This is a genomic window from Variovorax paradoxus (genome assembly GCF_029919115.1).
Classification (GTDB): domain Bacteria; phylum Pseudomonadota; class Gammaproteobacteria; order Burkholderiales; family Burkholderiaceae_C; genus Variovorax; species Variovorax paradoxus_O.
Genome location: NZ_CP123990.1, coordinates 3820460 through 3842390 on the forward strand (window position 1 = coordinate 3820460; position 21931 = coordinate 3842390).

The following is a 21931-nucleotide window of genomic DNA, read 5'->3' on the forward strand; positions in this document are numbered from 1 at the left end:
CGCTTGTTCCGTGTGTTGTTGCCGATGCTCGTCATTGCGGCGGACGCTGGCGCCGCCGCTCTCCACCGCCCTCGCCGCGCTCTCCACGCGGGCCCGATGCCCCGCCGCGGGGCCCCGAGGGGCCGCCGCGCGGGCCGGCCGCGGGCCTGTCGCCCTGCAGCTGCACGACAGCGCCGTCCTTGATGCGGTCGCCGCCTTCGGTCACCACGTTCTCGCCGGCCTTCAGGCCCGAGGTGATGGCCACCACTTCGACATTCGCCTCGCCGCGCTTCACCTGGCGCATCGAGACGGTGCGGTCCTGGTTGATGACATACACGTAGTCGCCATTGGGCCCGGTGCGCACCGCCGTGACCGGCACCACCACCGCGCGCACCTTGCGCAGCAGCATCTGCACGTTGACGAACTGGCTCGGGAACAGCGTGGTCTGCGCATTGCCGAAGCGGGCCTTGGCCTTGACCGTGCCGGTGGTGGTGTCCACCACGTTGTCGAGCGTGGAAAAGGTGCCCGCGTCGAGCGTTGCCGCGCGGGTGCGGTCGAAGGCGGTAACCTGCAGCGGCTCGCCCTTGGCAAGCTGCGCCTGGATGTCGGGCACGCGGTCTTGCGGCACCGAGAACTGCACGTCGATCGGGTTCATCTGCGTGATGACGGCGATGCCCGTGGTTGCGTTGGCGGTAACGGTATTGCCCGCATCCACCGCCCGCAGGCCGATGCGGCCGGCCACGGGCGCGGTAATGCGGGTGTAGTCGAGGTTGAGCTTGGCGGCTGCCTCGGCGGCCAGGTCGGTGGTGACCGTGCCTTCGAGCTGCCGGACCAGCGCGGCCTGGGTGTCCACGTCTTGCCGGGCGATGGAATCTTGCGTCAGCAAGGTGCGGTAGCGGGCGAGCGTGACGCGCGCCGCCTCCAGTTGCGCCTCGTCGCGCTGGCGCGTGCCGCGCGCCTGCATCAGCGCCTGCTCGTAGGGCCGGGGGTCGATGCGCGCAAGCAGCTGGTTCCTGGCAACGGTCTGCCCTTCGGTGAACAGCACCTCGGTAAGAACACCGCCCACCTGCGCCCTGAGCGTGATGGTTGCCAGCGGCGTAACTGTTCCGAGCGCGTCGATGGTCACCGGCAGCTCGATCTCGCGCGCCACCGCGTTGCCGACCGTGACGGTGGCGCCGCCAAAGCCCGGTCCGCCGGCGGTGCTGCTCTTGCGGTTGATGAGGTACCAGGCGCCGCCTCCCAGCGCCAGCAGCAACAGCAGCGCAATGAGGCTGCCAAGCCAGAGCCGGCGGCGCGAAGGCGGCCGGGGCGGCGGAGACGAGGCTGGGTGTACCGGTTGAACAGCAGGCGAATCGCCGGAAGAAGGCTCGGAGTTCGGTGATTCCATGTGTGGTGAGGCAGTGCGCAAGTACGGCCGCTAGTGGAGCGCTGGATCGTAGCGCTCCTGTCTTATGAACCGTAAAGCACCGGTAAAGCTTCGGAAAACGCCACGTTTCGCGCCGGTTGGCCGCGTTCCGCGCCGCCGGCCTGCATTTCGTCGCACAGCCGTGGTGCGGGCGCGGCTGGGACGGCAAAGTCCGCCCATCGAATCATCTTTGACCGGAGAAACACCATGCTGCTGCAAATCATTCTTCACACCCCCAAGTGGGTCTTTGCCGTCTTCGTGCTGCTCGTGTGGCTAGGGTGCAAGCAACTGCTGGGGGGCAGCGTCAGCCTGGCCAAGATCACGGTGATGCCGATTGCCATGACCGGCCTCTCGCTGGCCGGCGTGGTCTCGGCCTTTGGCGATTCGCCCGGTGCCTTGCTCGGCTGGGCCGTGGCGATGGCGGCGCTGGTGCTGCTGGTGCTCCAGCAGCCCCTGCCTTCCACCACGCGCTACGACCGTGCCGCACGCGAATTTCATGTGGCGGGCAGCGCCGTGCCGCTGGTGCTGATGATGGGTATTTTCTTCACCAAGTACGTGGTGGGCGTGGCCCTGGCCATGCGCCCAGAATTGCGCCAGCAGGCCGCCTTCGCGGTGGGGATTCCCATGCTGTACGGCGCCTTCAGCGGCATTTTCGCGGCGCGGGCCGTGCGGCTTTGGCGCCTGGCCATCCGCACCGGCGCCATGGCCGCGGAAGCCCGCGCGGCCTAAGATCGCCAGCCGATTCATCGACTGCATCAGGACATTCGAACCATTGTTTATCGGAGAACCGTCGTGAACCACACACAAGCGAACCCTTCCGCCCCCGACATCGAAAAGCGAGCGCGCCGCCGCGCCGGCGCCAAGATGGGCTGGTACATCCATGCCTTCGTCTATGTGCTGGTCAACCTTGGGCTGGTGGCGCTCTCCGCGTCGCGCGGCCATGGCTGGGCGGTGTATCCGCTCATGGGCTGGGGCCTGGGCCTGCTGATCCATGGCGCCGTGATCTGGTTCATTGCGCCCGGCGGCGGTTTTTATGACCGGCTGGTAGAACGCGAACGGCAAGCCCTGCGCGCCGGAGAGCGCGGATGAGTGTTGGCGCGCTCCCCCGTTTTCGCGCGGAGAACATCCGCAGCATGCTCAGGCATGGGCTGATCACGGTGGCCTTCTGCTGCTTCATCGCGGCGGCGCTGGCCATCACACAGCACGGGGACTGGGGCGCGCAGATGGTGTATTCGCTGTCGATCGGGTTGATCAGCTGGCTCTTCATCGATGTGGGCCGGCTGCTGATCAGCGGACACCGCGAAATTCTCTGGCCAACCGGCCCCTGGGGCTATCTGCTGGTTGCGGCCGGTGTGCTGGCCGGCTTTTTCGGGGGCAATGCGATCGGCGACGCATGGACCCACCAGCCCTTGCTCAACTTCAGCAGCTTCGAGGAGCGCAGGCTCGCCACCACCATCATCATCACGGTGACGGCCACCATCTGCATGTGCTTCTTTTTCTACAGCCTGGGGCGCAGCAAGTACATGCGCAGCCAGATCGAGCAGGCGCAGCGCAACGCCACCGAGGCGCGGCTCAAGCTGCTGGAGGCGCAACTCGAACCGCATATGCTGTTCAACACGCTGGCCAACCTGCGCGTGCTGATCACCATCGATCCGCCCCGCGCAGTGGCCATGCTCGACCGCCTGAACAACTACCTGCGCATGACGCTCAGCGGCTCGCGCGCGCTCTCGCATCCGCTGTCGGCCGAATTCGAACGGCTTGCCGACTACCTCGAGCTGATGTCCGTTCGCATGGGCGAGCGCCTGCACTACACGCTAGACCTGCCCGCCGACTTGCGCGACACACCGGTGCCGCCGTTGTTGTTGCAGCCACTGGTTGAAAACAGCATTCGCCACGGGCTGGAGCCCAAGGTCGAGGGCGGCAAGATAGCAGTGCGCGCAAGGCAGGACGCAGGCCGGCTGGTCATTGAAGTGAGCGACACCGGCGTCGGCCTCGGTGCAACCCAGCCCGCGCAATCCGGAGGCAGCGGCTTCGGGCTCGAACAGGTTCGCGAACGGCTTGCCACGGTGTATGGCGACCAGGGCCGCATGAGCCTGGCCGCCGCGCCCGCGGGCGGCACCTGCGCCACACTCAGCCTTCCGTTGCCACCACACGCATGAACCCGACCGCACTCATCGCCGAAGACGAGCCCCTGCTTGCTCAGGCCCTCAAGGCCGAACTGGCCGCGGCGTGGCCCGAACTGCAGGTGGCTGCCATCGTGGGCGACGGCCACAGCGCCGTGCGCGAGGCGCTGCAGCTGCTGCCGCAGGTGCTTTTCTTCGACATTCGCATGCCCGGCCTGGACGGCCTGGGTGCCGCGGCCGAACTGGCCGACCGTTGGCCCACCGACGAAGCGCCCATGCCGCAGCTCGTCTTTGTGACCGCCTACGACGAATACGCCGCCCGCGCGTTCGAGACCCAGGCAATCGACTACGTGCTCAAGCCCGTGCAACCCGAGCGCCTGCGCAAGACCGTGCTGCGGCTCCAGCAGGCGTTGGCCTCTCAGCCGCAGCATGCAAAGCCGGCCGCGGCAGACGAGGCACTGGAAAGAACCCTTGCGCAATGGCGCCAGCTGCTGAATGCGGCCGGCGCAGGTGCGGGTGCCGCCAATGGCGGATCGGCAGCGCAGGCCGCTACCGCGCCGCTGAAGATGATTGCCGCCAGCGAAGCCGGCGGCGCCACCGTGCGCATGGTTCCGATCGATCAGGTGCTGTACTTCGAGGCGGCCGACAAATACATCCGTGTGCTGACCGCTACGCATGAGTACCTGATTCGCACGCCGCTCAAGCAACTGCTGACGCAGCTCGACCCCGAGATCTTCTGGCAGGTACACCGCGCGGTGGTGGTGCGCAGCGCGGCCATCGAAGCGGTGCACCGCGACGAGGCCGGCAAGCTGCACCTAGACCTGAAAGGCCGGCCCGAGAAAATTCCCGTCAGCCGCCTTTACGGCCACCTCTTTCGTGCGATGTGAAATCGATAGTCAAGCGCGCATAAAAAAGCCGGCCCTTTCAGGGAGCCGGCTTTTTTTGACTTTTGGCGAATCGCGCCTTGAAGGCGCTACCGCTTAGCGCCAGTGGCGATGGCCGTGGCCATAGCCGCGGTAGTAGCCACGCGGCGCGTAATACGCCGGGGGAGCGTAGTACACCGGGGCCGGGCGGTAATACACCGGCGGCGGCGGACGGTAGTACACCGGGGGCGGCGGTGCGTAGTACACCGGTGCCGGAGCGGCGTAGACCGGGGCCGGGTAGTAGGCCGGAGCGCCAACGCCCACGGACACGCCCGGAAGGCCCACGCCCACCGACCAGCTCACGTCACCGCGGGCACTGGCCGAAGTGGCCGCAAACAAGGCGCCGGCTGCCACGACACCCGCGGCGGCCCATTTGAAGAAGGTTGAACGTGTGAGGCTCATGATCTTTGAACTCCTGGTTGGGGCGTTTCCGCCCATGTAGGTATTGAACGCGCCAAATGCAAAGCGGTTGCCCGCCGTAATGTGAAGAACGTTGCCAAACGTAACTGGCAAGGGGTGCACTCTAGAATGCCGCAATGACCTCCCCGACCCACAAAGACAGCGCGAAAACGGCCGCTGCACCGAGTAATTTCTTGCGCCACGTGATCGAAAACGACCTTGCGCAGGGTGCCTATTCTGGCCGCAAGTGGGGTGGCTCGCCCGGCGATGCTGCCCATCATGCCCAGGGCATGGCCGATCCGGCCAAGGTTCGCATGCGTTTTCCGCCCGAGCCCAATGGTTACCTGCACATCGGCCATGCCAAGAGCATCTGGCTCAATTTCGAGCTGGCCAAGGAATACGGGGGCGTGTGCCACCTGCGCTTCGACGACACCAATCCCGAGAAGGAAGAGCAGGAATACGTCGATTCGATCCGCGATGCGGTGAAGTGGCTCGGCTACGAAACCTACCTGGCAGACCGCCCCAGCGCCCCCGGCACCCTGCAGCCCCACGAGTATTTTGCGAGCGACTACTTCGACTTCATGTACCGCGCCGCCGAATACCTGATTGGTGCCGGCCTGGCCTATGTGGACGAACAAAGCGCAGAAGAAATTCGCGCCAACCGCGGCGACTTCAACACGCCCGGCACCGACAGCCCCTTCCGCAGCCGCAGCCTTGAAGAAAACCTTGCCCGCTTCCGCGCCATGCGAGACGGCCAGTTGCCCGACGGCGCCGCCGTCCTGCGCGCCAAAATCGACATGGCAAGCCCCAACATCAACATGCGCGACCCCGCGCTGTACCGCATACGGCGCGCAACGCATCACAACACCGGCGATAAATGGTGCATCTACCCGATGTACACCTTTGCGCACCCGATCGAAGACGCGCTGGAGCAGATCACCCACTCCATCTGCACCTTGGAGTTCGAAGACCAGCGCCCCTTCTACGACTGGCTGCTCGACCGCCTTGCCGAAGGCGGCCTCATCGCCAGCCCGCATCCGCGCCAGTATGAATTTGCGCGCCTCAACGTCACCCACGTGCTCACCAGCAAGCGCAAGCTGCGCCAACTGGTCGAAGAAAAGCACGTCGACGGCTGGGACGACCCCCGCATGCCTACCCTGGCGGGCCTGCGCCGCCGCGGCTACACGCCCGAGGCGCTGCGGCTGTTCTGCGAACGCAGCGGCACCACCAAGTCCGGCGGCTGGATCGACTACGCCAGCCTGGAAGCGGCGCTGCGCGACACCCTCGACCCTATCGCGCCGCGCGCCATGGCCGTGCTCGACCCTGTGAAGCTGGTTATTACCAACTGGGGCGAACTCATGGGCGGCGACGACTTCCTGGACGACTGCTCCGCCCCCGTGCACCCGCACCACCCCGAAATGGGCAAGCGCGAGTTCAAGCTGGGCCGCGAGGTGTGGATCGAGCGCACCGACTACGAGGAAGTGCAGCCCAAGGGCTTCTTCCGCCTGTTCCCCGGCAACAAGGTGCGGCTCAAATACGGCCACGTCATCGAATGCACCGGCGGCACCAAGGACGCGAGCGGCAAGCTCATTGAAGTGCAAGCCACGCTGGTGCCCGACACCAAGAGCGGCACGCCCGGCGCCGACGCCATCAAGGTGAAGGGCAACATCACCTGGGTGGCTGCGGCGGATGCGGTGCAGGCCGAAGTGCGCTTGTATGAGCGGCTGTTTGCGGCAGCCAACCCGGGCAGCGGCGAGCTGATGGACGAACTGAACAAGGCCAGCCTTGAAACCTGCTCTGCGTTCGTCGAGCCGTCATTGGCCAAGGCTGAAGACGGCGCGGCATTTCAGTTCGAGCGGCACGGGTACTTCGTGCTCGATGCGAAGGCGGGTGCATCAGGCGTTCTCGTGTTCAATCGGGCCGCCGGGATGAGGGATGGTTGGAGCAAATAAGAATCTAGTCGCGCTGCATACGGCTCAATGAGCCGTATTCGATCTTGATGAAACTTCAACGAGAGTCGCAACAAATTCGCCCGCGACCAGTCAGTTGTTTCTTCTAAGCATGCGACTTTTTCGGGTTTTCAAATTCACGAAACATCAGCTCAGCATCGCAAGCTGGCCGCTCCTACAAACCGAATAAGAGGACGAAGATATGGCTCTAATCGAAGGGTTTCGAGTTCGAAACTACCGCGCCTTGCATGACGTGACGCTCGGCAGGTTGTCTACGCAGCAGCAAGGAGACCCCTTAACTCCATTTACCGTCGTGATCGGCAAAAACGGAGTTGGAAAAAGCACATTGTTTGATGCCTTCGGTTTTGTTGCCGATTGCCTTTCGACGGATGTGGAGACTGCCTGCGACGACAAGCAGCGTGGTGGTTTCGAGCGAATGCGATCGCTGGGAACTCTGGAGCCGATTCAGTTCGAAATTTACTACCGCGAAGCCAAGGGAGAGCGCCCCATCTCCTACGAGCTTGCCATTAATTTAGACGGCAGCGGTCGGCCGTACGTGCAATCAGAAGTTTTGAAGCAACGTCGCAAAGGGGCAAAACATGGAAGGCCTTACCCATTTCTTCGGTTGGACCACGGTAAGGGCAAGGTATGGGCGGGTGAGGAGGCCGTAGAAACGACTAGCGGTGAGGAAGACCGCGCTCAGGAGGAGGTCGAATTAACTGATCTTAGACAGCTTGGCATTGCCACTCTTGGCACTTTGAAAGAGCACCCACGTATCAAGCGCTTTCGGGATTTCCTCAAGGGTTGGTATTTGTCGTACTTCCATCCAGATGCGGCGCGCTCTATCCCCTCCGCGGGCGCACAGCGGCACCTCAACATCCACGGCGACAACATCGGTAACGTGGTGCAGCACATGGAACGCGAACACAAGGACCGTTTTAAATCGATCCTCGAGCGTATTGCTAGCAAAATCCCTGGAATTCAGAGCATCAAGACCATCGTCACCGAAGACAAGCGTGTTTTATTGCAGTTCAACGACGGAGCTTTTTCCGATCCGTTCTATGCGGGACAGATGTCGGACGGAACGCTGAAGATTTTTGCTTACCTTTTGTTAATGGAAGATCCGGAACCGCCGCCCTTCATCTGTATCGAGGAGCCTGAAAACGGTCTGTATCACCGTCTTCTCGACTCGTTAGCAAGCGAACTGCGCAGCCACGCGACTGGGAAGAAAAATGCGCCGCAGATCTTCGTGACGACGCATCAGCCCTATTTTGTAGACGCACTCTCTCCCAAAGAGGTCTGGATTCTTGAGAAGGGTCCAGACGGCTTTTCGACTATCCGTCGTGTATCTGATCTAGCGCTAGTGCAGAACCTCGTGGACGAAGGCCTACCACTCGGCGGTCTTTGGTACAGCGACTATTTGGACGCGAGGTAAGCCATGCACATTGAAGTGCTGGTGGAAGACAGCTCGGGTGCTAAATTGATTGAGATGCTGCTTCCTTCTTTGATTGGAAATCACGACACACATCACACGTGGCGAGTGCATTCGTATAAGGGCATTGGTCGTTTGCCCCCCGGGTTAACGGCCAAAGGTGACCCCGCTAAGCGAGCCTTACTGAATCAATTGCCGCGATTGCTCACTGGCTACGGAAAAACACCCGGCTATGATGCAGTGGTAGTGGTACTTGACAGTGATCGCCGCGACTGCAAGGCTTTTCTCGACGAACTGGAGGCCCTCCTTCACCAGTGTCAGCCTACACCCAACGTCTTGTTTCGACTGGCCGTTGAAGAAATGGAAGCTTGGCTCCTTGGAGACCGGCACGCTTTGCTGACAGCCTACCCGAAGGCTAAAAAAGAAATCCTCGATCGGTATCAGCAAGACAGCGTATGCGGCACTTGGGAATTGCTTGCCGATGCTGTGCACCCTGGCGGTTCAGCATCGATCAAAAAGGCCGGATGGCCGCTTCCGGGACAAGTCAAACACTCGTGGGCAGATCACATAGGGCCGCTGATGAATATCGAGCAAAATGAATCACCCAGCTTTCGCAAGTTCCGAGACGGCTTGCGCGGCATTGTTGCGTAACGCTCCATTAGAAGTTCATGCGGACTTCCGCATCGTTCTTGCCTTCTTCTCGGCGCGATTTCGCGTTTGTGGTGCAGCCTTGCGTGCTGCAAATATGCTCACGCCAAACAGTCACGCTTAAGTTCTCCGGCTGTGCTTATTCGCTTTAACAAGCCCTACGGCGTGCTCAGCCAGTTCACGCCAGAGGGTCGCTGGCGCGGGCTGAAAGACTTCATCGATGTTCCGGGCGTCTATGTCGCCGGACGCCTCGATGCCGACAGCGAAGGCCTGCTGCTTCTCACCGATGACGGCCAGCTTCAGGCGCGCATCGCCGATCCGCGCTTCAAGATGGAGAAGACCTATTGGGTGCAAGTGGAAGGCGTGCCCACTGAAGAGGCGCTTGCCGCGTTGCGCCAAGGCGTGCAACTCAACGACGGCCTCACGCGTCCGGCCCGTGCGCGCCTGCTCGATCCCCCGCCCGATGTGTGGGAGCGGCAACCGCCCATCCGCGAACGCAAGAGCATTCCCACTGCATGGCTGGAGCTGGCGATCAGCGAAGGCCGCAACCGGCAGGTGCGGCGCATGACCGCCGCAGTGGGCCTGCCCACCCTGCGCCTGATTCGCGCTTCCATCGGGCCGCACACGCTGGACGGATTGGCGCCCGGCACCTGGCTCGGTTAGCGCCGCAGCACACATTTCATCTATTCGATTCCGTATGCACAGCAACCAACTCCATTTCTTGAATCGGCGCCACGCATTGCTCGGCACGCTGGGCCTGCTGGCGCTGCCTGCCACGCACGCCACAGCTGCGCCCCCTGCAAAGCCCAAGCACAAGCGCCCCGAGGTGTGGCCGCACGCGTCCCAGGTGCCGGGCGGCGTCGCGCGGCTGTCGCTTGGCCCGAATGCCAAACGGCCGACCGCCTTTTCAGGCGACGTGCCGCTGCTTGTGCTGGGCGACGCCATCGAACGGACGGCGCTCGTGGGCATTCCGCTTGCGGCCACGCCAGGCGACGCAAGCATTGTTGTGCGCCCCGAAAGCGGCGCTGAAAAGCAGATTGCCTACACCGTGGAGCCCAAGCAGTATCGCGAGCAGCGCCTGACAGTGCCGCCGCGCACCGTCGACCTCTCGCCCGAAGACGAGGCGCGCTACGAGCGCGAACGCGCGCACCTTGCCACAGTGATGGCCACCCTCACCGATCTGCGGCCCGACGCCTCGCTACAGATGCGCGTCCCCGTGCCGGGCCGCCGCTCCAGTTCGTTCGGCCTGCGCCGCGTGTTCAACGGCCAGTCGCGCAATCCGCACAGTGGCATGGACATCGCGGCCGGCACCGGCACGCCTGTGCTGGCACCGCTGCCGGGCCGGGTGATCGATACGGGCGACTACTTTTTCAATGGCGGCACCGTGTGGCTCGACCACGGCGGCGGCCTGCTGACGATGTATTGCCACCTGAGCCGCGTCGACGTGAAGGTGGGCGATGTGCTGAAGACCGGCGAGCAGCTTGCGGCCGTGGGTGCCACCGGTCGCGTCACGGGGCCGCATCTGCACTGGTCTGTGATGCTGAACCGGGCAATGGTGGATCCGGCGCTATTCATTGCGGCTTGAGTACTCACCCTGAGGCCTGAATTCCGCTCTCCTCATAAACTCGCGCCACACAAAAGCAGGGGTGGGCAATGGCCAAGCAAACAAGAGCCGAGCGACGCCGGGAGCGCGCACGAAAAGAACTGGCCGGCAAGGGATGGACGGTGATCATCGTCGGCGTCCTGCTGCTGGTGGGACCGAGCTTCATGCAGGGCTCGATCATCGGGACCATCGGCCCCGCACTTCGACCGGCCGGCTGGGCAGCGCTGGCGCTCGGAGCGGTGCTGCTGGCACTGCATTACTTCGTCGCACGCAAGGCGGCGCTCCCTGAGGTGAAGCGCGCTGCACAACAGCCAACTATTGCCAAGGTGACGCAGCCCACACCACCACCTTCTGGCGCCGCGAAACGCGAGCCTGTATTTGCGCCAACGCCTCCCCAGCCAAGCCACTCTCCCGCAGAACCCGCGCCGCAGCACGCGCAGCGCTGGAGCCCGGCCGTACTCGCAGCCATCGAATGGCGCCGCTTCGAGGCCCTGTGCGAAGCGCTCTATGCGCAGGCCGGCTTCACCACACGCAGCCAATCGCACGGTGCCGACGGCGGCGTCGACATCTGGCTCCAGTCCAAACACAGCGACGTGCCGCGCATCGTTCAATGCAAGCACTGGCAAGGCAAAGTGGTGGGGGTAAAAGAGATGCGGGAATTCTTTGGCGTAATGGCCTCACATCAGCTGAAGAGCGGCACTTACGTCACGAGCGGGGTTTTCTCTGCCGACGCCAGGGCGTTTGCCAAGGCGAACGGCATCCATGCGCAAGATGGCGCCGCCCTGCTCGAATTGATCGCCCAGCGCACGCCCGAGCAGCAAGCTGCATTGCTTGCCGTGGCCTACGAAGGCGAATATTGGCGGCCTACTTGCGCAAGCTGCGGCACCAAGATGGTCGAAAAACCGTCGACCAAGAACGATGGCAGTTTCTGGGGCTGCGCCAACTTCCCCAAGTGCCGCGGCAGAACCATTCCGAAGTCGAAAACGTCCGTCGCGTAGCCGATCTCAAATCGGCTTCGTCAAATAAACCGCCTCGCGCCCGACGATCACGCGTTGCGCGGGCATGAAGATCGTGCAGTCGTCGCACGGCGCGCGAATCTCGTCCGGGCCGTTGGTGGCAATCAGCTCGCCCTTGGCAAAGGTCTCGAAGCCGATCAGCGGGCGCACGAATGCAAACTCTTCCGACTTGATGATGTGCGTCTGAAGCAGCTCGAAGCGGCGTTGCGGCCCGGGCGCGGGCACAGCCGGGTCTTTGTCGATGAGGCCGAAGTGCGCCAGAAAGTCGAGCGAAATGGCGGTGGCCAGTTCTGAGGCGGAGTGCAGGAAGTGCTGGCCGCATTCGGCCACCAGCGCAACGCCCTTGCCTTCGGGCAGTCCATGGCGGCCATGCTGGATCAGCGGCGTGCCCGAGCCAAGACCGTCGGGCATGACCAGGTGCACCGAAGGGCGGCCGATGGCCAGCGCCGCCTCGGCGTTGCGGTCGTAGGCGGGATACACCCAGAACGGTACGACGGGCTGGCTGGTGGAGTGAATGTCCAGAATGTGGTCGGCCGCGCTCACCACCGGGCGCAGCACGCGGGCGCGGCGCAGTTCGGGGCTGTCTTCGGTGCCGTCGAGCCATTCGGGCGACCAGATGCGGTTGAGGTTGTGCACCAGTTGCCGGCTGTCGAAGGGCAGCGCCTCGTTGAACGACTCGTACGCATCCACGTTGGCAAAGCTCACGGTCAGCGTGCCGATTTTCGGGCGCACGTTGGTGTCGAGCAGATGCGTGGCGGCGGTCATGCCGCAGATTTCGTTGCCGTGCGTGAGCGCATTGATCAGCACGTGCGGCCCGGGCTTGCCCGATTCGAAGCGGTGTACGTAATCGATGCCGATGTTGCCCTTTCGGTACGCGGAGATGTCGCGGGGGAGGACTTCGAGGGCGGGGGGCGTTTGGGTCATTGGCTGTGTGAATATTCAAGCGGAGGGGTCGGGCGAGTTTGCTACAGGCGGCGCTTTTTTGCTCCTGTGCTAGCCCAGCTACATCGGGCGAACAAGTGCGTACCGGGTTGCTTTGCCCTGCCCTGTTCTTTCGAGCAAGCCCGATGCCACCATTTCGGTCAGCTCCCGATAGGCAGTGGCGCGCGACACACCTGCGATAGCCACATATTTCTCCGTGCTCATGCCACCAAGAAATCCGTCGGGCCCGGCGTCATAGAGCTTGTTCAACACCTTGCGCTGGCTCGGCGTGAGTTGCGGATGCGCAGCATCCAGAAGTGCCCAGAAGCCAGCCTTGGCGCCCGCGGCCTGTATCTGGGCCAGCGTTGAGAGGCACGCCTTTTCAACACAGCCGACAAACCAGCGCACCCACGGCGTGACATCCATGCTCTCTTGAGCACTGGCGGCCTGCAATTGGTTGTAGTAACCCGCGCGGTCGAGCCATAGCTGCTGAGACATGCTGAAGAGACGCTGGTTGCTGCGCAGATCCTGCGCCAGCGCCAAGTCGCTCAGAGCGCGGCCGATCCGGCCATTACCGTCTTCGAATGGGTGAATGGTTTCGAACCAAAGATGCGCGATGGCGCTGCGCACGATGCCGTCCATTTCTGCCCGCTCCCGGCCGCCCTCGAACCATTCGAGCAACGCCTTCATCTGAGCCGGCACATCGCGTGAAGGAGGCGCTTCATAGTGCACCGTGTCCGGCTTGCCGATGCGGGGAGTGACGATCTGCATGGGGTCTTCGTGGACACGGTAGCCACCCATCACGATGCGTGTGATGCCGCTTCGTCCGTTCGGGAAAAGCGCCGCGTGCCAATCGAGAAGCCGCCCTTCTGAAAGTGGCTCATCCCAACGCGCAACGGCTGCTTCAACAATGTCGAGCGTGGCTTCCGTGCGCGCATCCCTTGGCACGCGGTCGGCCGGCGCAAGGCCAAGCCGCCGCGCCGCCGAGGCACGCACCGAATTGACTTGAAGTGTTTCGCCTTCGATCTGGGCGGTAGAAATGGCTTCTTGCGTCCACTCGCCGAGTTGGAGCTCGCTCAGGTCGACGAGTTGAAGGTTGCCCGCCACGCCCAGCATGCGCCCCTGGGCCAGGCGCGCGGCCGACAGCGCAGGCTGCAGGGCTCGCGCATCGACGTTGAAGTGCGGCCATTTTTGGGCTTGCCAGATCCACATGAAGCGCATTCTAGGGAAATACGCTTCATATTTGAAGCGTATTCAACGAAAATGCGCTTCAGCCCGGTCCCATTACCAATTCACCTCACGCTCCGGCGTAGCCGAAATGTGGTGAATCGACAGGTCCGCGCCGTCGTATTCCTCTTCCTGCGTGAGCCGCAGCCCCATCGCGGCCTTGAGCGCGCCATAAACCGCCGCCCCCGCAAGCGCGGCCCACGCCACGCCCATCAGGGTGCCGATGAGCTGTGCCCACACGTTCACGCCGCCAATACCGCCCAGTGCCTGCGCGCCGAAGATGCCGGCTGCGATGCCGCCCCAGGTGCCGCAGAGGCCGTGCAGCGGCCATACGCCGAGCACGTCGTCGATCTTCCATTTGTTCTGCGTGAGCGTGAACATCGAAACGAAGATGGCGCCGGCCACACCGCCCACCACCAGCGCGCCCAGCGGGTGCATCAGGTCGGAACCGGCGCACACGGCCACCAGCCCGGCGAGCGGGCCGTTGTACACAAAGCCGGGGTCGTTCTTGCCCATGGCCAGCGCCACCAGCGTGCCGCCCACCATGGCCATGAGCGAGTTGACGGCCACCAACCCCGAGATCTTGTCGATGGTCTGGGCGCTCATCACGTTGAAGCCGAACCAGCCCGCACAGAGGATCCACGCGCCCAGCGCCAGAAAAGGAATGTTCGACGGCGGATGCGCGCTCAGCGAGCCGTCGCCCCGGTAGCGGTTGCGGCGCGCGCCCAGCAGCAGCACGGCCGGTAAGGCCAGCCAGCCGCCTACCGCGTGCACCACCACCGATCCGGCAAAGTCATGAAACTCGTGGCCGGTGGCCGAGGCAATCCAGCCCTGGATGCCGAAGGCCTTGTTCCACGCGATGCCCTCGTACAGCGGATAGACAAGGCCGACGATGACGGCCGTGGCAATGAGCTGGGGCCAGAACTTGGCGCGCTCGGCAATGCCGCCCGAAATGATGGCCGGAATGGCCGCTGCAAAGGTCAGCAGAAAGAAGAACTTCACCAGTTCGTAGCCGCTCTTGGCCGCAAGCTCGGTCGCGCCCACGAAGAAATGCGTGCCGTAGGCCACGCCATAGCCCACCAGGAAGTACACGATGGTCGAGACCGAAAAGTCGACCAGGATCTTGACCAGTGCATTGACCTGGTTCTTCTTGCGCACGGTCCCCAGTTCCAGAAAGGCGAAACCGGCATGCATGGCAAACACCATGATGGCGCCGAGAAGGATGAACAGCGCGTCTGCGCCCTGTTTGAGTGCGTCCATTGGAGCTTCTTGCAGTTTTTGGTTTGAATTGGTGCATTGCACCCGAATCGCCCGGGGCAGCGCCGCAAGGAAGCAAAAATGGTGCCTGCAAGCTCTTTGATGGTGCGAACTGGAGGTCAATGAGCCTTCTCAGTGCAAAGACCGCACCGGAACGGGACACCACGAGCCGGGGACTGCCTTTTCAACTCGTGCCCACGCGCAGTGCATCGCGGTAGCGGCGGCTGCATGGCACCGTGCTGCCGTCGTGCATGTGCAGCCGGGCGTCGCCGCCGTCCAGCGGCTCTATTTCCTTGATGCGCCCCAAGTTGACCGCATGGCTGCGGTGCACGCGCACGAAGCTGGCGGGATCTAGTTGGGTCAAGAAGTCGGTGAGCGTGGCGCGCAGCAGGTAGTCGTGGCCGTTGACGTGCAGGCCGACGTAGTTGCCTTGGGCCTGCAGCCACTCGATGTCGCCGGCGGCAATCAGGAATTCGCGCCGCAGCTTGCGCACCAGAAAGCGCTCGGGCCGGGCGGGCGGGGCGGACGGTTCCGCTCGGGGGGCATCGGGTTCGGCGGGCGCTGCCTCGGGCGCGTCGAGCACACGCGCCTCGCCCTGCAGCCGCAGCATGAAGACGCCGTAGACCCAGATGCCGAACACCATCGACAGGTAGGCGCGAACGTCCTTCAGGTATTCGTAGCCCCAGCGCCCCGTCCAGCCTGCGAAGTCGTAGCGCTCGCCCATGGCCGAATAGACCACCGCCCGCAGCGCGAACATCGCGGCCACATGCACCAGGCTGAATACGACGCTGGCGGCCAGGTGGCAGGCCACAAAGCGCGGCAAATGAGTGCGCACCAGCGGCGACAGCCGGCGCTGCACGGCAACCACCGCCGGCACCAGCGCCAGCAACACAAGGTGGCTGGACACTTCCCAGGTCACGATTTCCCAGGGTGCGCGCGGCACCGCGCGATCGCGCGCATCGATCAGCGCCACGGTGGTGTTGAACACCGCCTGCAGCGCCATGAAGACGAGCCAGAAGCCGACTTCCACCCGGCGGCGGATAGGCTCATAGCGCTCGTACAGGTTCTTTCGGGAATCTCCCATGCCCGGGATTCTCGCGATCCGCACGCCAGGAGGGGCGCTTTTCGTCCCTGGCAGCCACCGCTCGTCACAAAGAGGGGGCGATCCGTCCCTTCGGCAACCCGCAGGCGGCGGCTGGACACGACCATCGCGGCTTCTCTCTTGCATTGTTCGAGGAATTTCGATGGCTGCATCCTCCGCCCCGCCCGATCGACGGCACGACATCGATGCGCTGCGCGCCTTGGCCTTTTTGCTGGTCATCCTGTACCACGTGGCGATGTACTACGTGGCCGACTGGCCCTGGCACCTGAAGAGCCCGCACGCGGCCGAATGGCTGCAGTGGCCGATGCGCGTACTCAACCTCTGGCGCATGGACCTGGTGTTTCTCATCTCGGGCGTGTCGCTGGGTTTCCTGACCCGCAACCAGGGCACCTGGAGTCTGCTGCGCAGCCGCGGTGCCCGGTTGATGCTGCCGCTGACGTTCGGCATGGCGGTGGTCGTGCCTTACCAGGCCTATGCCGAGGGCGTGGCCAATGGGCTGGTGGCACCGGGCTTCGGCGCATTCCTGCTGCGCTACCTGTCGATGAGCGCCCCATGGCCCAAGCAGGCATTCGCCGGCGCGGAATTCGGCATTACCTGGAACCACCTCTGGTACCTGCCGTACCTGTTCGCCTACACGGCGCTCATCGCGCTCACGCTGCCGCTGTGGCGCTCGCGCGGGGGCCAATGGATGCGCCGCAGCTTCAACGGGCTACGGGGCTGGAAGCTGCTGTTTCTGCCGGCGCTTCCATTGCTGGTGTGGACGATGCTGCTGGCCCGGCACTTTCCGCCGACGCACAACCTGGTTCGCGACTTTTACCTGCACAGCGTCTTCTTCACGGTGTTTCTGTACGGCTACTGGATGGGCGCGGACACCGCGGTGTGGCGCGAGCTGGCGCGTTTGCGCCGCTTCTCACTCGCGCTGGCTGCAGCGGCAATCGGCGCTTTCATCGTGCTGCGCATCGGCATGAAGGGGCCGCCTTCGGGCGAGCTGATGGACACGCTGCGCACGCTCTACCTTTGGCTGGCGGTTGCCACCATCCTCGGGCACGGCCACCGCTACCTGAACAGGCCCTGGCCTTGGCTCCGTTGGGCCAACGAGTCCGTGTACCCGTGGTACGTGCTGCACCAGACGCTGATCATCGCGGGCATTGGGCTGCTTGCACCTCTTGCCCTGGGGCCTGTGCTGGAACCGATGCTGCTGGTGGCGCTGACCATCGCCGGCTGCTGGGTGCTCACCGACGGGGTGATTCGCCGCCTCGACTGGGTGCGTCCGCTGTTCGGGTTGAAGCCACGGCGCACCCGCGGCAAGACAGAAATCACTTTGGCGGCGCAGCCTCTTCCACCGGAACAAGAATGGCGCTCCCCGTCGCCACGAGCTTGAGGCTGTCGCCCTCGCCCTGGCCGTAGAGCTCGGCGGTGGCAAACACCTGCTTGCGCCCGGCCTTCACGACCTTGCCGCGCGCAATGAAGGCCCGGCCCAGCGCGGGCGAGAGGCAGTTCACCGAAAAGTGCGACGCCAGCACCCGCCCCGCCACCGTGGCGGCTGCAAAGCCGCAGGCCGTGTCGAGCATTGCGCCGATGAGCCCCGCGTGCAAGAACCCGGCGTACTGGCCCATGTCCTCCTCGCGCCATTCCATGCGCAGCTCGGCTTCGCCGGCGGCAGCACGGGTGACTTCGAAGCCGGCCCAGCGATTGAAGGCTGCGGTCTTGTTGATGGCCTGGATGGTGTCGAGCATGGCGGTCTTTCGGAAAAGAAAGGGGTGGAGCGGCCACTCTACGAAGCGGCTCCGCACCGCACCGTCGCCCCGGTGACCCGAAGCGTTTGGGCAGTTGCCTTGGCGACAGCAATTTTTCAACCGGCCTTAACCCCGGTCTGCGAGCCCCGCCGTATGAGTGGAGGAACGATCCACTACCGAGGCTCCGATGAAAGCAATCTCTTCTTCTTCCTCCTTCTTCTTCCGTGCCGACCTGCGCGCCACCGTCATTGCCGCAGCTTGGCTGGTTCTCGGCACCGGCGCGTATGCGCAGGCCGTGGCAACCGCGGCCGGCGGCGCGGACGCATCGCGCATCACGCAAGTCAAGGTCTACCCGGGCAGCGCGACCGTGGAGCGCGTGGCGCGGGTCGCGGCCGGCAGCCGGTCGGTCACCTTTGCCTGCCTGCCCGCCGGGCTCGACGTGCAGAGCTTGCAGGTGTCGGCCGGTGCTTCGGTTCGCCTGGGCGAAACCTCGGTGCTCAGCGAGGCGCGCGAACTCTCGGCGCGCTGCGCGACCAGCGCGCTCGACGGCCGCATTCGCGACCTGGAGGACCAGAAGGCCGCGCTGCAGGCCGAGAGCGATGCACTCGGCCTGGTCACCGGCTATCTCAAGGGCCTCTCGGGCAGCGGCGAGCCGGCGCAAGGCGCCCGTGCCCCCATGGATGCGCGCAACCTTGCCGCAATGACCGAGGCCATGCGCAGAAGCGGCCAGGAGTCGCTGCTGAAGCAGCACCAGATCCAGCGCAAGCAGACCGACATCGACCGGCAGCTCAACCCGCTGCTTGCCGAACGCAAGCGCTCGCAGGGCGATGGCGGGCAAGTGGTGGCTGTCACCGTTACGCTGGCCGCCAGTGCCGATACCGACGTGAAGCTCAGCTACCAGGTCAACGGCCCGGGCTGGACGCCCACCTACCGCGCGCTGCTCGACACCACCACCCGCAAGGTGCGCATCGAGCGGCAGGCGCTGGTGGCCCAGGCCACGGGCGAAGACTGGCGAGGCGTGAAGCTGGTGCTTTCCACCGGCCAGCCGCGCCGCGAAACCGCCGGCCGCACGCCAGCTGCGTGGCGCATCGGCATCGAGCCGCCGCAGCGTGCACCCGCAAGCCCGGCCGTTGCCATGATGGCAGCGCCGGCACCCGCTGCATCGCTCGACCGGAAGCGCGCAATGGCTGAAGCTGCGGAGCCGCTTTTCGACGTGGCCATATTCGACAACAGCTTTGCCACCGAATTTGCCGTGCCGCAAAGCATCGACGTCCCCTCCAACGGCCAGCGTGTCACGCTGGCGCTGGGCCAGCACGAAGACACGGCAAAGCTTGCCGCGCGCACCAGCCCGCGCGTGGACCCGAGTGCCTTCCTGGTCGCAGAACTTCCGCAGCCTGCAGGTGTGTGGCCGGCCGGCCCGCTGCAGCTTTATCGCGACGGCAACTTCGTCGGCAATGGGCGCTGGAACGCGCCCAGCGATGCAAAGCTCACCCTGTCCTTCGGCCGCGACCAACTCGTGCGCGTGCAGGCTGAGCCCGAACAGGACAGCCAAGGCACGGGCGGCTTTGTCGGTTCGCGCGCCGAGCGCAAGGTGCAGCGCGCCTATGTGGTCGAAAACCGCCACCGCACGCCCGTTGCGGTGCAGGTGCTCGAGGCGGCGCCGGTTTCCGTCGACGAGCAGGTGCGCGTGGCCGCGCAGTTCTCGCCGCAGCCGGGCGAGCTGGCCTGGAACAAGCAGCCCGGCCTCGCAATGTGGAGCTTCGACCTGGAGGCCGGCAAGACCGCGCGCGCGGCGGCCGACTACACCATCAGCTACCCGAAGGACGCGCGCCTGCAGATGCGCTGAGCGCGGCCTGTTCAGTGCGGCTCGGGCGCCTGGCCTTCCGGAGGCTCGGCGCCCGGCTTGCGCTTCTTGCCGCGTGCCGCTTTCTTGGCCGCACGTTCCGCATCGATGCGCTGGCCCTCGGCCAGCCATTGCAAGAACTCTTCAGGCGTCTCGAGCGTGATGCGCCCCAGGTTGCCGGCGCGAAACTCGTGCATGACGATTTCCGCGGCCTTTTGCAGGTTGACGCGGCCCTTGCCCAACAAAGCGCCGCGCTTGCGGCCGATGGCGTCGAGCACCTCTTCGTCCTTCATGGCGGCAATGGCGGCGGCGTCGTGCTCGGCCAGCTTGAAGCGCGCGGCAATGCCCTCGGCATAGTTCGCCTTCAGGTAGTTGAGCAGCTCCAGCGCCACTTCTTCCTCGTCGAACGCATTGCGCCCCACGGCCCCGCTGGCGGCCAGGTTGTAGCCGCTCTTGGGCACCACGATGCGCGGCCACAGCATGCCGGGCGTGTCCCACAGGTAGAAGTCGTCGGCCAGCGTGATGCGCTGCTCCAGCTTGGTAATGCCGGCCTCGTCGCCGGTCTTGGCCTTGCGGCTGCCGGTGAGCGTGTTGATGAGGGTCGACTTGCCCACGTTGGGAATGCCGCAGATCAGCACGCGCATCGGCTTGGCCATGCCGCCGCGGTTGGGCGAAAGCTCGTGGCAGGCACGCACGATGGCCTGCGCCGGCGTGGTCTGGCTTGCATCGAGCGCAATGGCGCGCGTGGCCGGCAGCCCGTTGTAGTGCGCGAGCCAGAGCGCGGTGCGCGCGGGGTCGGCCAGGTCCTGCTTGTTGAGCACCTTCAGCGAAGGCCGGCCGGCGGTGAGTTCGGCCAGCATCGGGTTGGCGCTGGAGCCCGGCAGCCGCGCGTCGAGCAGCTCGATGACCACGTCGATGTCCTTCACCCGCTCGGTGATGGCCTTCTGGGTCGTGTACATGTGCCCGGGGAACCACTGGATCGCCATCGATGGATGCTCTTTCTTTCGCTCTTACTGGAAGGGGCGGCCCTGGGGCCGGGTGCGCATTGTGGACCGGGAATGTGCGGCAGATCACGGCGCTACGCTTTCGATAGCTGCGTGTGCCCATTTTGCCTGCGCCGCGCCGCACCGCGCCCCTAGAATCCGCGCGCTGCACTTGCAGCCGCTTTCAAATAATCATTCGAGGGAAATCCATGTTCAAGCGCCTTGCCGCTGCCGCACTGCTGGCAGCCACCGCCGGTTCCGCAACCGTCGCCCATGCCCAGCGTCCCTCACCGCCGCAAGGCCCGCTGATCAGCGGCTACCTGTGCTGCAACATGCGCACCTATGGCAACTCCATCAGCGACATCAACTACGACGAGCAAGGCACGAGCATCGTGGCCGTGGGTACGCCGGCCCGCATCACGGCCTACGACTTTCGCTGGTTCAACCTCGACCTGGCCGGCAAGCCCCAGCGCATCAAGAACGACTACAGCCGCAACATCACGCTGATCGACTTTGCCAAGCGCTATGTAGTGGCCGAAGACCCGAAGCAGAAGATGGCGGGTTTTCCGCCCGCTGTCCGCGACGCCATTCTGGCCGTGAAGGTCATGCCCGGCATGACGCGCGAGCAGGTGCTGATGGCCGTCGGCTATCCGGTGGCCGGCGAAAACCCCAGCCTCGATGCGCCCACCTGGCGCTATTGGCGCGACAGCTGGTCGGAGTACCAGGTCAACTTCGACGAGAAGGGCCTGGTCAAGTCCGTGCTGGGCGACCCGGTGGCGCTCAGCCGCGTGCTGGCACCAACACCTTAGTTTGCGTTGGCGCACGTGTCGGCGAGACACGTGCAATCCATTAGATGTTTTGCATCGCGGGGGCCTGTTCCGCCCCTATCATTTGGCTGAACGCGGCGCAACGGCGCGTCGGTCGAATTGAAACTTTTGATGGAGTTACCGCGATGAAACCCGTCTCCGAACTGCTCAAGCGCCACGACTCCGCGGCTTGGCGCACCTCGCCGGACACCACCGTGTTCGACGCGCTGGCCACGCTGGCGCATTTTGAAGTGGGCGCGCTCATGGTGATGGACGGCGAAAAACTGGTGGGCTTTCTCTCCGAGCGCGACTACACCCGCAAGGTGGCGCTGCAGGGCAAGAACTCGAAGGAAATGAAGGTCTCCGAGATCATGACGCCCGACGTGATGACCGTCACTCCGCAAACCCGCACGCGCGCCTGCATGGCGCTCATGAGCCAGCGCAAGTTTCGACACCTGCCGGTGGTCGACGGCGACAAGGTGGTGGGAATGATCTCCATCCAGGACCTGATGGACGACATCATTGCCGACCACGAAGTGACCATCGCGCAGCTCACGACCTATATCCAGAGTTGATCCC

General features: G+C 64.4%; 22 protein-coding genes. 14 read left to right on the forward strand and 8 right to left on the reverse strand.

The features are described from left to right. Positions 1-31: 31 nt before the first annotated feature. Positions 32-1366, reverse strand: coding sequence for an efflux RND transporter periplasmic adaptor subunit (locus tag QHG62_RS18365; protein ID WP_281146968.1), 1335 nt, complete (start codon positions 1364-1366; stop codon positions 32-34). A gap of 225 nt (positions 1367-1591) precedes the next feature. On the opposite strand from QHG62_RS18365, the gene QHG62_RS18370 reads away from it, so the two are divergent. The 4 genes from QHG62_RS18370 to QHG62_RS18385 all read left to right on the forward strand — a co-directional run bounded on the left by QHG62_RS18370 (position 1592) and on the right by QHG62_RS18385 (position 4394). Beyond that, positions 1592-2113, forward strand: coding sequence for a DUF6622 family protein (locus QHG62_RS18370; protein ID WP_281146969.1), 522 nt, complete (start codon positions 1592-1594; stop codon positions 2111-2113). A 63-nt stretch (positions 2114-2176) separates the two neighbouring features. Continuing rightward, positions 2177-2473 carry a 2TM domain-containing protein gene (locus tag QHG62_RS18375; protein WP_281146970.1) on the forward strand — a complete coding sequence of 99 codons (297 nt, stop codon included), beginning with the start codon at positions 2177-2179 and terminating at the stop codon, positions 2471-2473. Beyond that, the gene (locus QHG62_RS18380) at positions 2470-3543 is read left to right on the forward strand and encodes a sensor histidine kinase (protein ID WP_281146971.1); all 1074 of its coding nucleotides are present in this window, start codon (positions 2470-2472) and stop codon (positions 3541-3543) included. The genes QHG62_RS18375 and QHG62_RS18380 overlap by 4 nt, the downstream gene beginning before the upstream one ends. Continuing rightward, positions 3540-4394, forward strand: a complete 855-nt coding sequence (locus tag QHG62_RS18385; RefSeq protein ID WP_281146972.1) for a LytR/AlgR family response regulator transcription factor — start codon at positions 3540-3542, stop codon at positions 4392-4394. The genes QHG62_RS18380 and QHG62_RS18385 overlap by 4 nt, the downstream gene beginning before the upstream one ends. A 93-nt stretch (positions 4395-4487) precedes the next feature. On the opposite strand, the gene QHG62_RS18390 is transcribed toward QHG62_RS18385, so the two are convergent. Further along, positions 4488-4832, reverse strand: a complete 345-nt coding sequence (locus QHG62_RS18390) for a hypothetical protein (RefSeq protein ID WP_157614836.1) — start codon at positions 4830-4832, stop codon at positions 4488-4490. Between the two features lie 134 nt (positions 4833-4966). Here QHG62_RS18390 and QHG62_RS18395 point away from each other — a divergent pair, with 134 nt between their 5' ends. From QHG62_RS18395 to QHG62_RS18420, 6 genes are all read left to right on the forward strand, one after another. Then, complete coding sequence (locus QHG62_RS18395; RefSeq protein WP_281146973.1) at positions 4967-6781, forward strand: glutamine--tRNA ligase/YqeY domain fusion protein; 1815 nt, start codon at positions 4967-4969, stop codon at positions 6779-6781. Positions 6782-6980: 199 nt separating this feature from the next. After that, the gene (locus QHG62_RS18400; protein WP_281146974.1) at positions 6981-8213 is read left to right on the forward strand and encodes an AAA family ATPase; all 1233 of its coding nucleotides are present in this window, start codon (positions 6981-6983) and stop codon (positions 8211-8213) included. 3 nt (positions 8214-8216) lie between these two features. After that, positions 8217-8861 (forward strand): DUF4276 family protein, encoded by a 645-nt coding sequence (locus tag QHG62_RS18405; RefSeq protein WP_281146975.1) that lies wholly within the window; start codon positions 8217-8219, stop codon positions 8859-8861. Between the two features lie 132 nt (positions 8862-8993). Continuing rightward, the gene (locus tag QHG62_RS18410) at positions 8994-9521 is read left to right on the forward strand and encodes an rRNA large subunit pseudouridine synthase E (protein ID WP_281146976.1); all 528 of its coding nucleotides are present in this window, start codon (positions 8994-8996) and stop codon (positions 9519-9521) included. Between the two features lie 34 nt (positions 9522-9555). Next, complete coding sequence (locus QHG62_RS18415) at positions 9556-10443, forward strand: M23 family metallopeptidase (protein ID WP_281146977.1); 888 nt, start codon at positions 9556-9558, stop codon at positions 10441-10443. Between the two features lie 68 nt (positions 10444-10511). After that, positions 10512-11459, forward strand: a complete 948-nt coding sequence (locus QHG62_RS18420) for a restriction endonuclease (protein WP_281146978.1) — start codon at positions 10512-10514, stop codon at positions 11457-11459. 6 nt (positions 11460-11465) lie between these two features. Here the strand turns inward: QHG62_RS18420 and QHG62_RS18425 are convergent, their stop codons facing one another. The 4 genes from QHG62_RS18425 to QHG62_RS18440 all read right to left on the reverse strand — a co-directional run bounded on the left by QHG62_RS18425 (position 11466) and on the right by QHG62_RS18440 (position 15966). Further along, a complete protein-coding gene (locus QHG62_RS18425) occupies positions 11466-12401 on the reverse strand; it encodes a succinylglutamate desuccinylase/aspartoacylase domain-containing protein (RefSeq protein ID WP_281146979.1) in 936 nt (311 codons plus the stop codon). A 78-nt stretch (positions 12402-12479) separates the two neighbouring features. After that, positions 12480-13619: a Fic family protein gene (locus QHG62_RS18430; RefSeq protein WP_281146980.1), complete on the reverse strand. Its 1140-nt coding sequence runs from the start codon at positions 13617-13619 to the stop codon at positions 12480-12482. A 63-nt stretch (positions 13620-13682) separates the two neighbouring features. After that, the gene (locus tag QHG62_RS18435) at positions 13683-14885 is read right to left on the reverse strand and encodes an ammonium transporter (protein ID WP_281146981.1); all 1203 of its coding nucleotides are present in this window, start codon (positions 14883-14885) and stop codon (positions 13683-13685) included. Between the two features lie 181 nt (positions 14886-15066). Continuing rightward, on the reverse strand, positions 15067-15966 hold the full coding sequence (locus QHG62_RS18440) for a LytTR family DNA-binding domain-containing protein (protein WP_281146982.1): 900 nt from the start codon (positions 15964-15966) through the stop codon (positions 15067-15069). 160 nt (positions 15967-16126) lie between these two features. Here QHG62_RS18440 and QHG62_RS18445 point away from each other — a divergent pair, with 160 nt between their 5' ends. Continuing rightward, positions 16127-17365, forward strand: a complete 1239-nt coding sequence (locus QHG62_RS18445; RefSeq protein WP_281146983.1) for an acyltransferase family protein — start codon at positions 16127-16129, stop codon at positions 17363-17365. Here the strand turns inward: QHG62_RS18445 and QHG62_RS18450 are convergent. Further along, positions 17301-17720, reverse strand: a complete 420-nt coding sequence (locus QHG62_RS18450; RefSeq protein WP_281146984.1) for a PaaI family thioesterase — start codon at positions 17718-17720, stop codon at positions 17301-17303. The two genes, QHG62_RS18445 and QHG62_RS18450, sit on opposite strands and share 65 nt — an antisense overlap. Before the next feature lie 187 nt (positions 17721-17907). Between QHG62_RS18450 and QHG62_RS18455 the strand changes: the two genes are divergently transcribed. Further along, positions 17908-19566 carry a DUF4139 domain-containing protein gene (locus tag QHG62_RS18455; RefSeq protein ID WP_281146985.1) on the forward strand — a complete coding sequence of 553 codons (1659 nt, stop codon included), beginning with the start codon at positions 17908-17910 and terminating at the stop codon, positions 19564-19566. Between the two features lie 11 nt (positions 19567-19577). Here the strand turns inward: QHG62_RS18455 and ylqF are convergent, their stop codons facing one another. Further along, positions 19578-20549: a ribosome biogenesis GTPase YlqF gene (gene ylqF, locus QHG62_RS18460; protein ID WP_281146986.1), complete on the reverse strand. Its 972-nt coding sequence runs from the start codon at positions 20547-20549 to the stop codon at positions 19578-19580. A 206-nt stretch (positions 20550-20755) separates the two neighbouring features. Between ylqF and QHG62_RS18465 the strand changes: the two genes are divergently transcribed. Together QHG62_RS18465 and QHG62_RS18470 are read left to right on the forward strand one after the other, a co-directional pair. Beyond that, positions 20756-21355: a cell envelope protein SmpA gene (locus QHG62_RS18465; RefSeq protein ID WP_281146987.1), complete on the forward strand. Its 600-nt coding sequence runs from the start codon at positions 20756-20758 to the stop codon at positions 21353-21355. A 143-nt stretch (positions 21356-21498) separates the two neighbouring features. Beyond that, positions 21499-21927 carry a CBS domain-containing protein gene (locus QHG62_RS18470; protein ID WP_281146988.1) on the forward strand — a complete coding sequence of 143 codons (429 nt, stop codon included), beginning with the start codon at positions 21499-21501 and terminating at the stop codon, positions 21925-21927. Positions 21928-21931 lie beyond the last annotated feature (4 nt).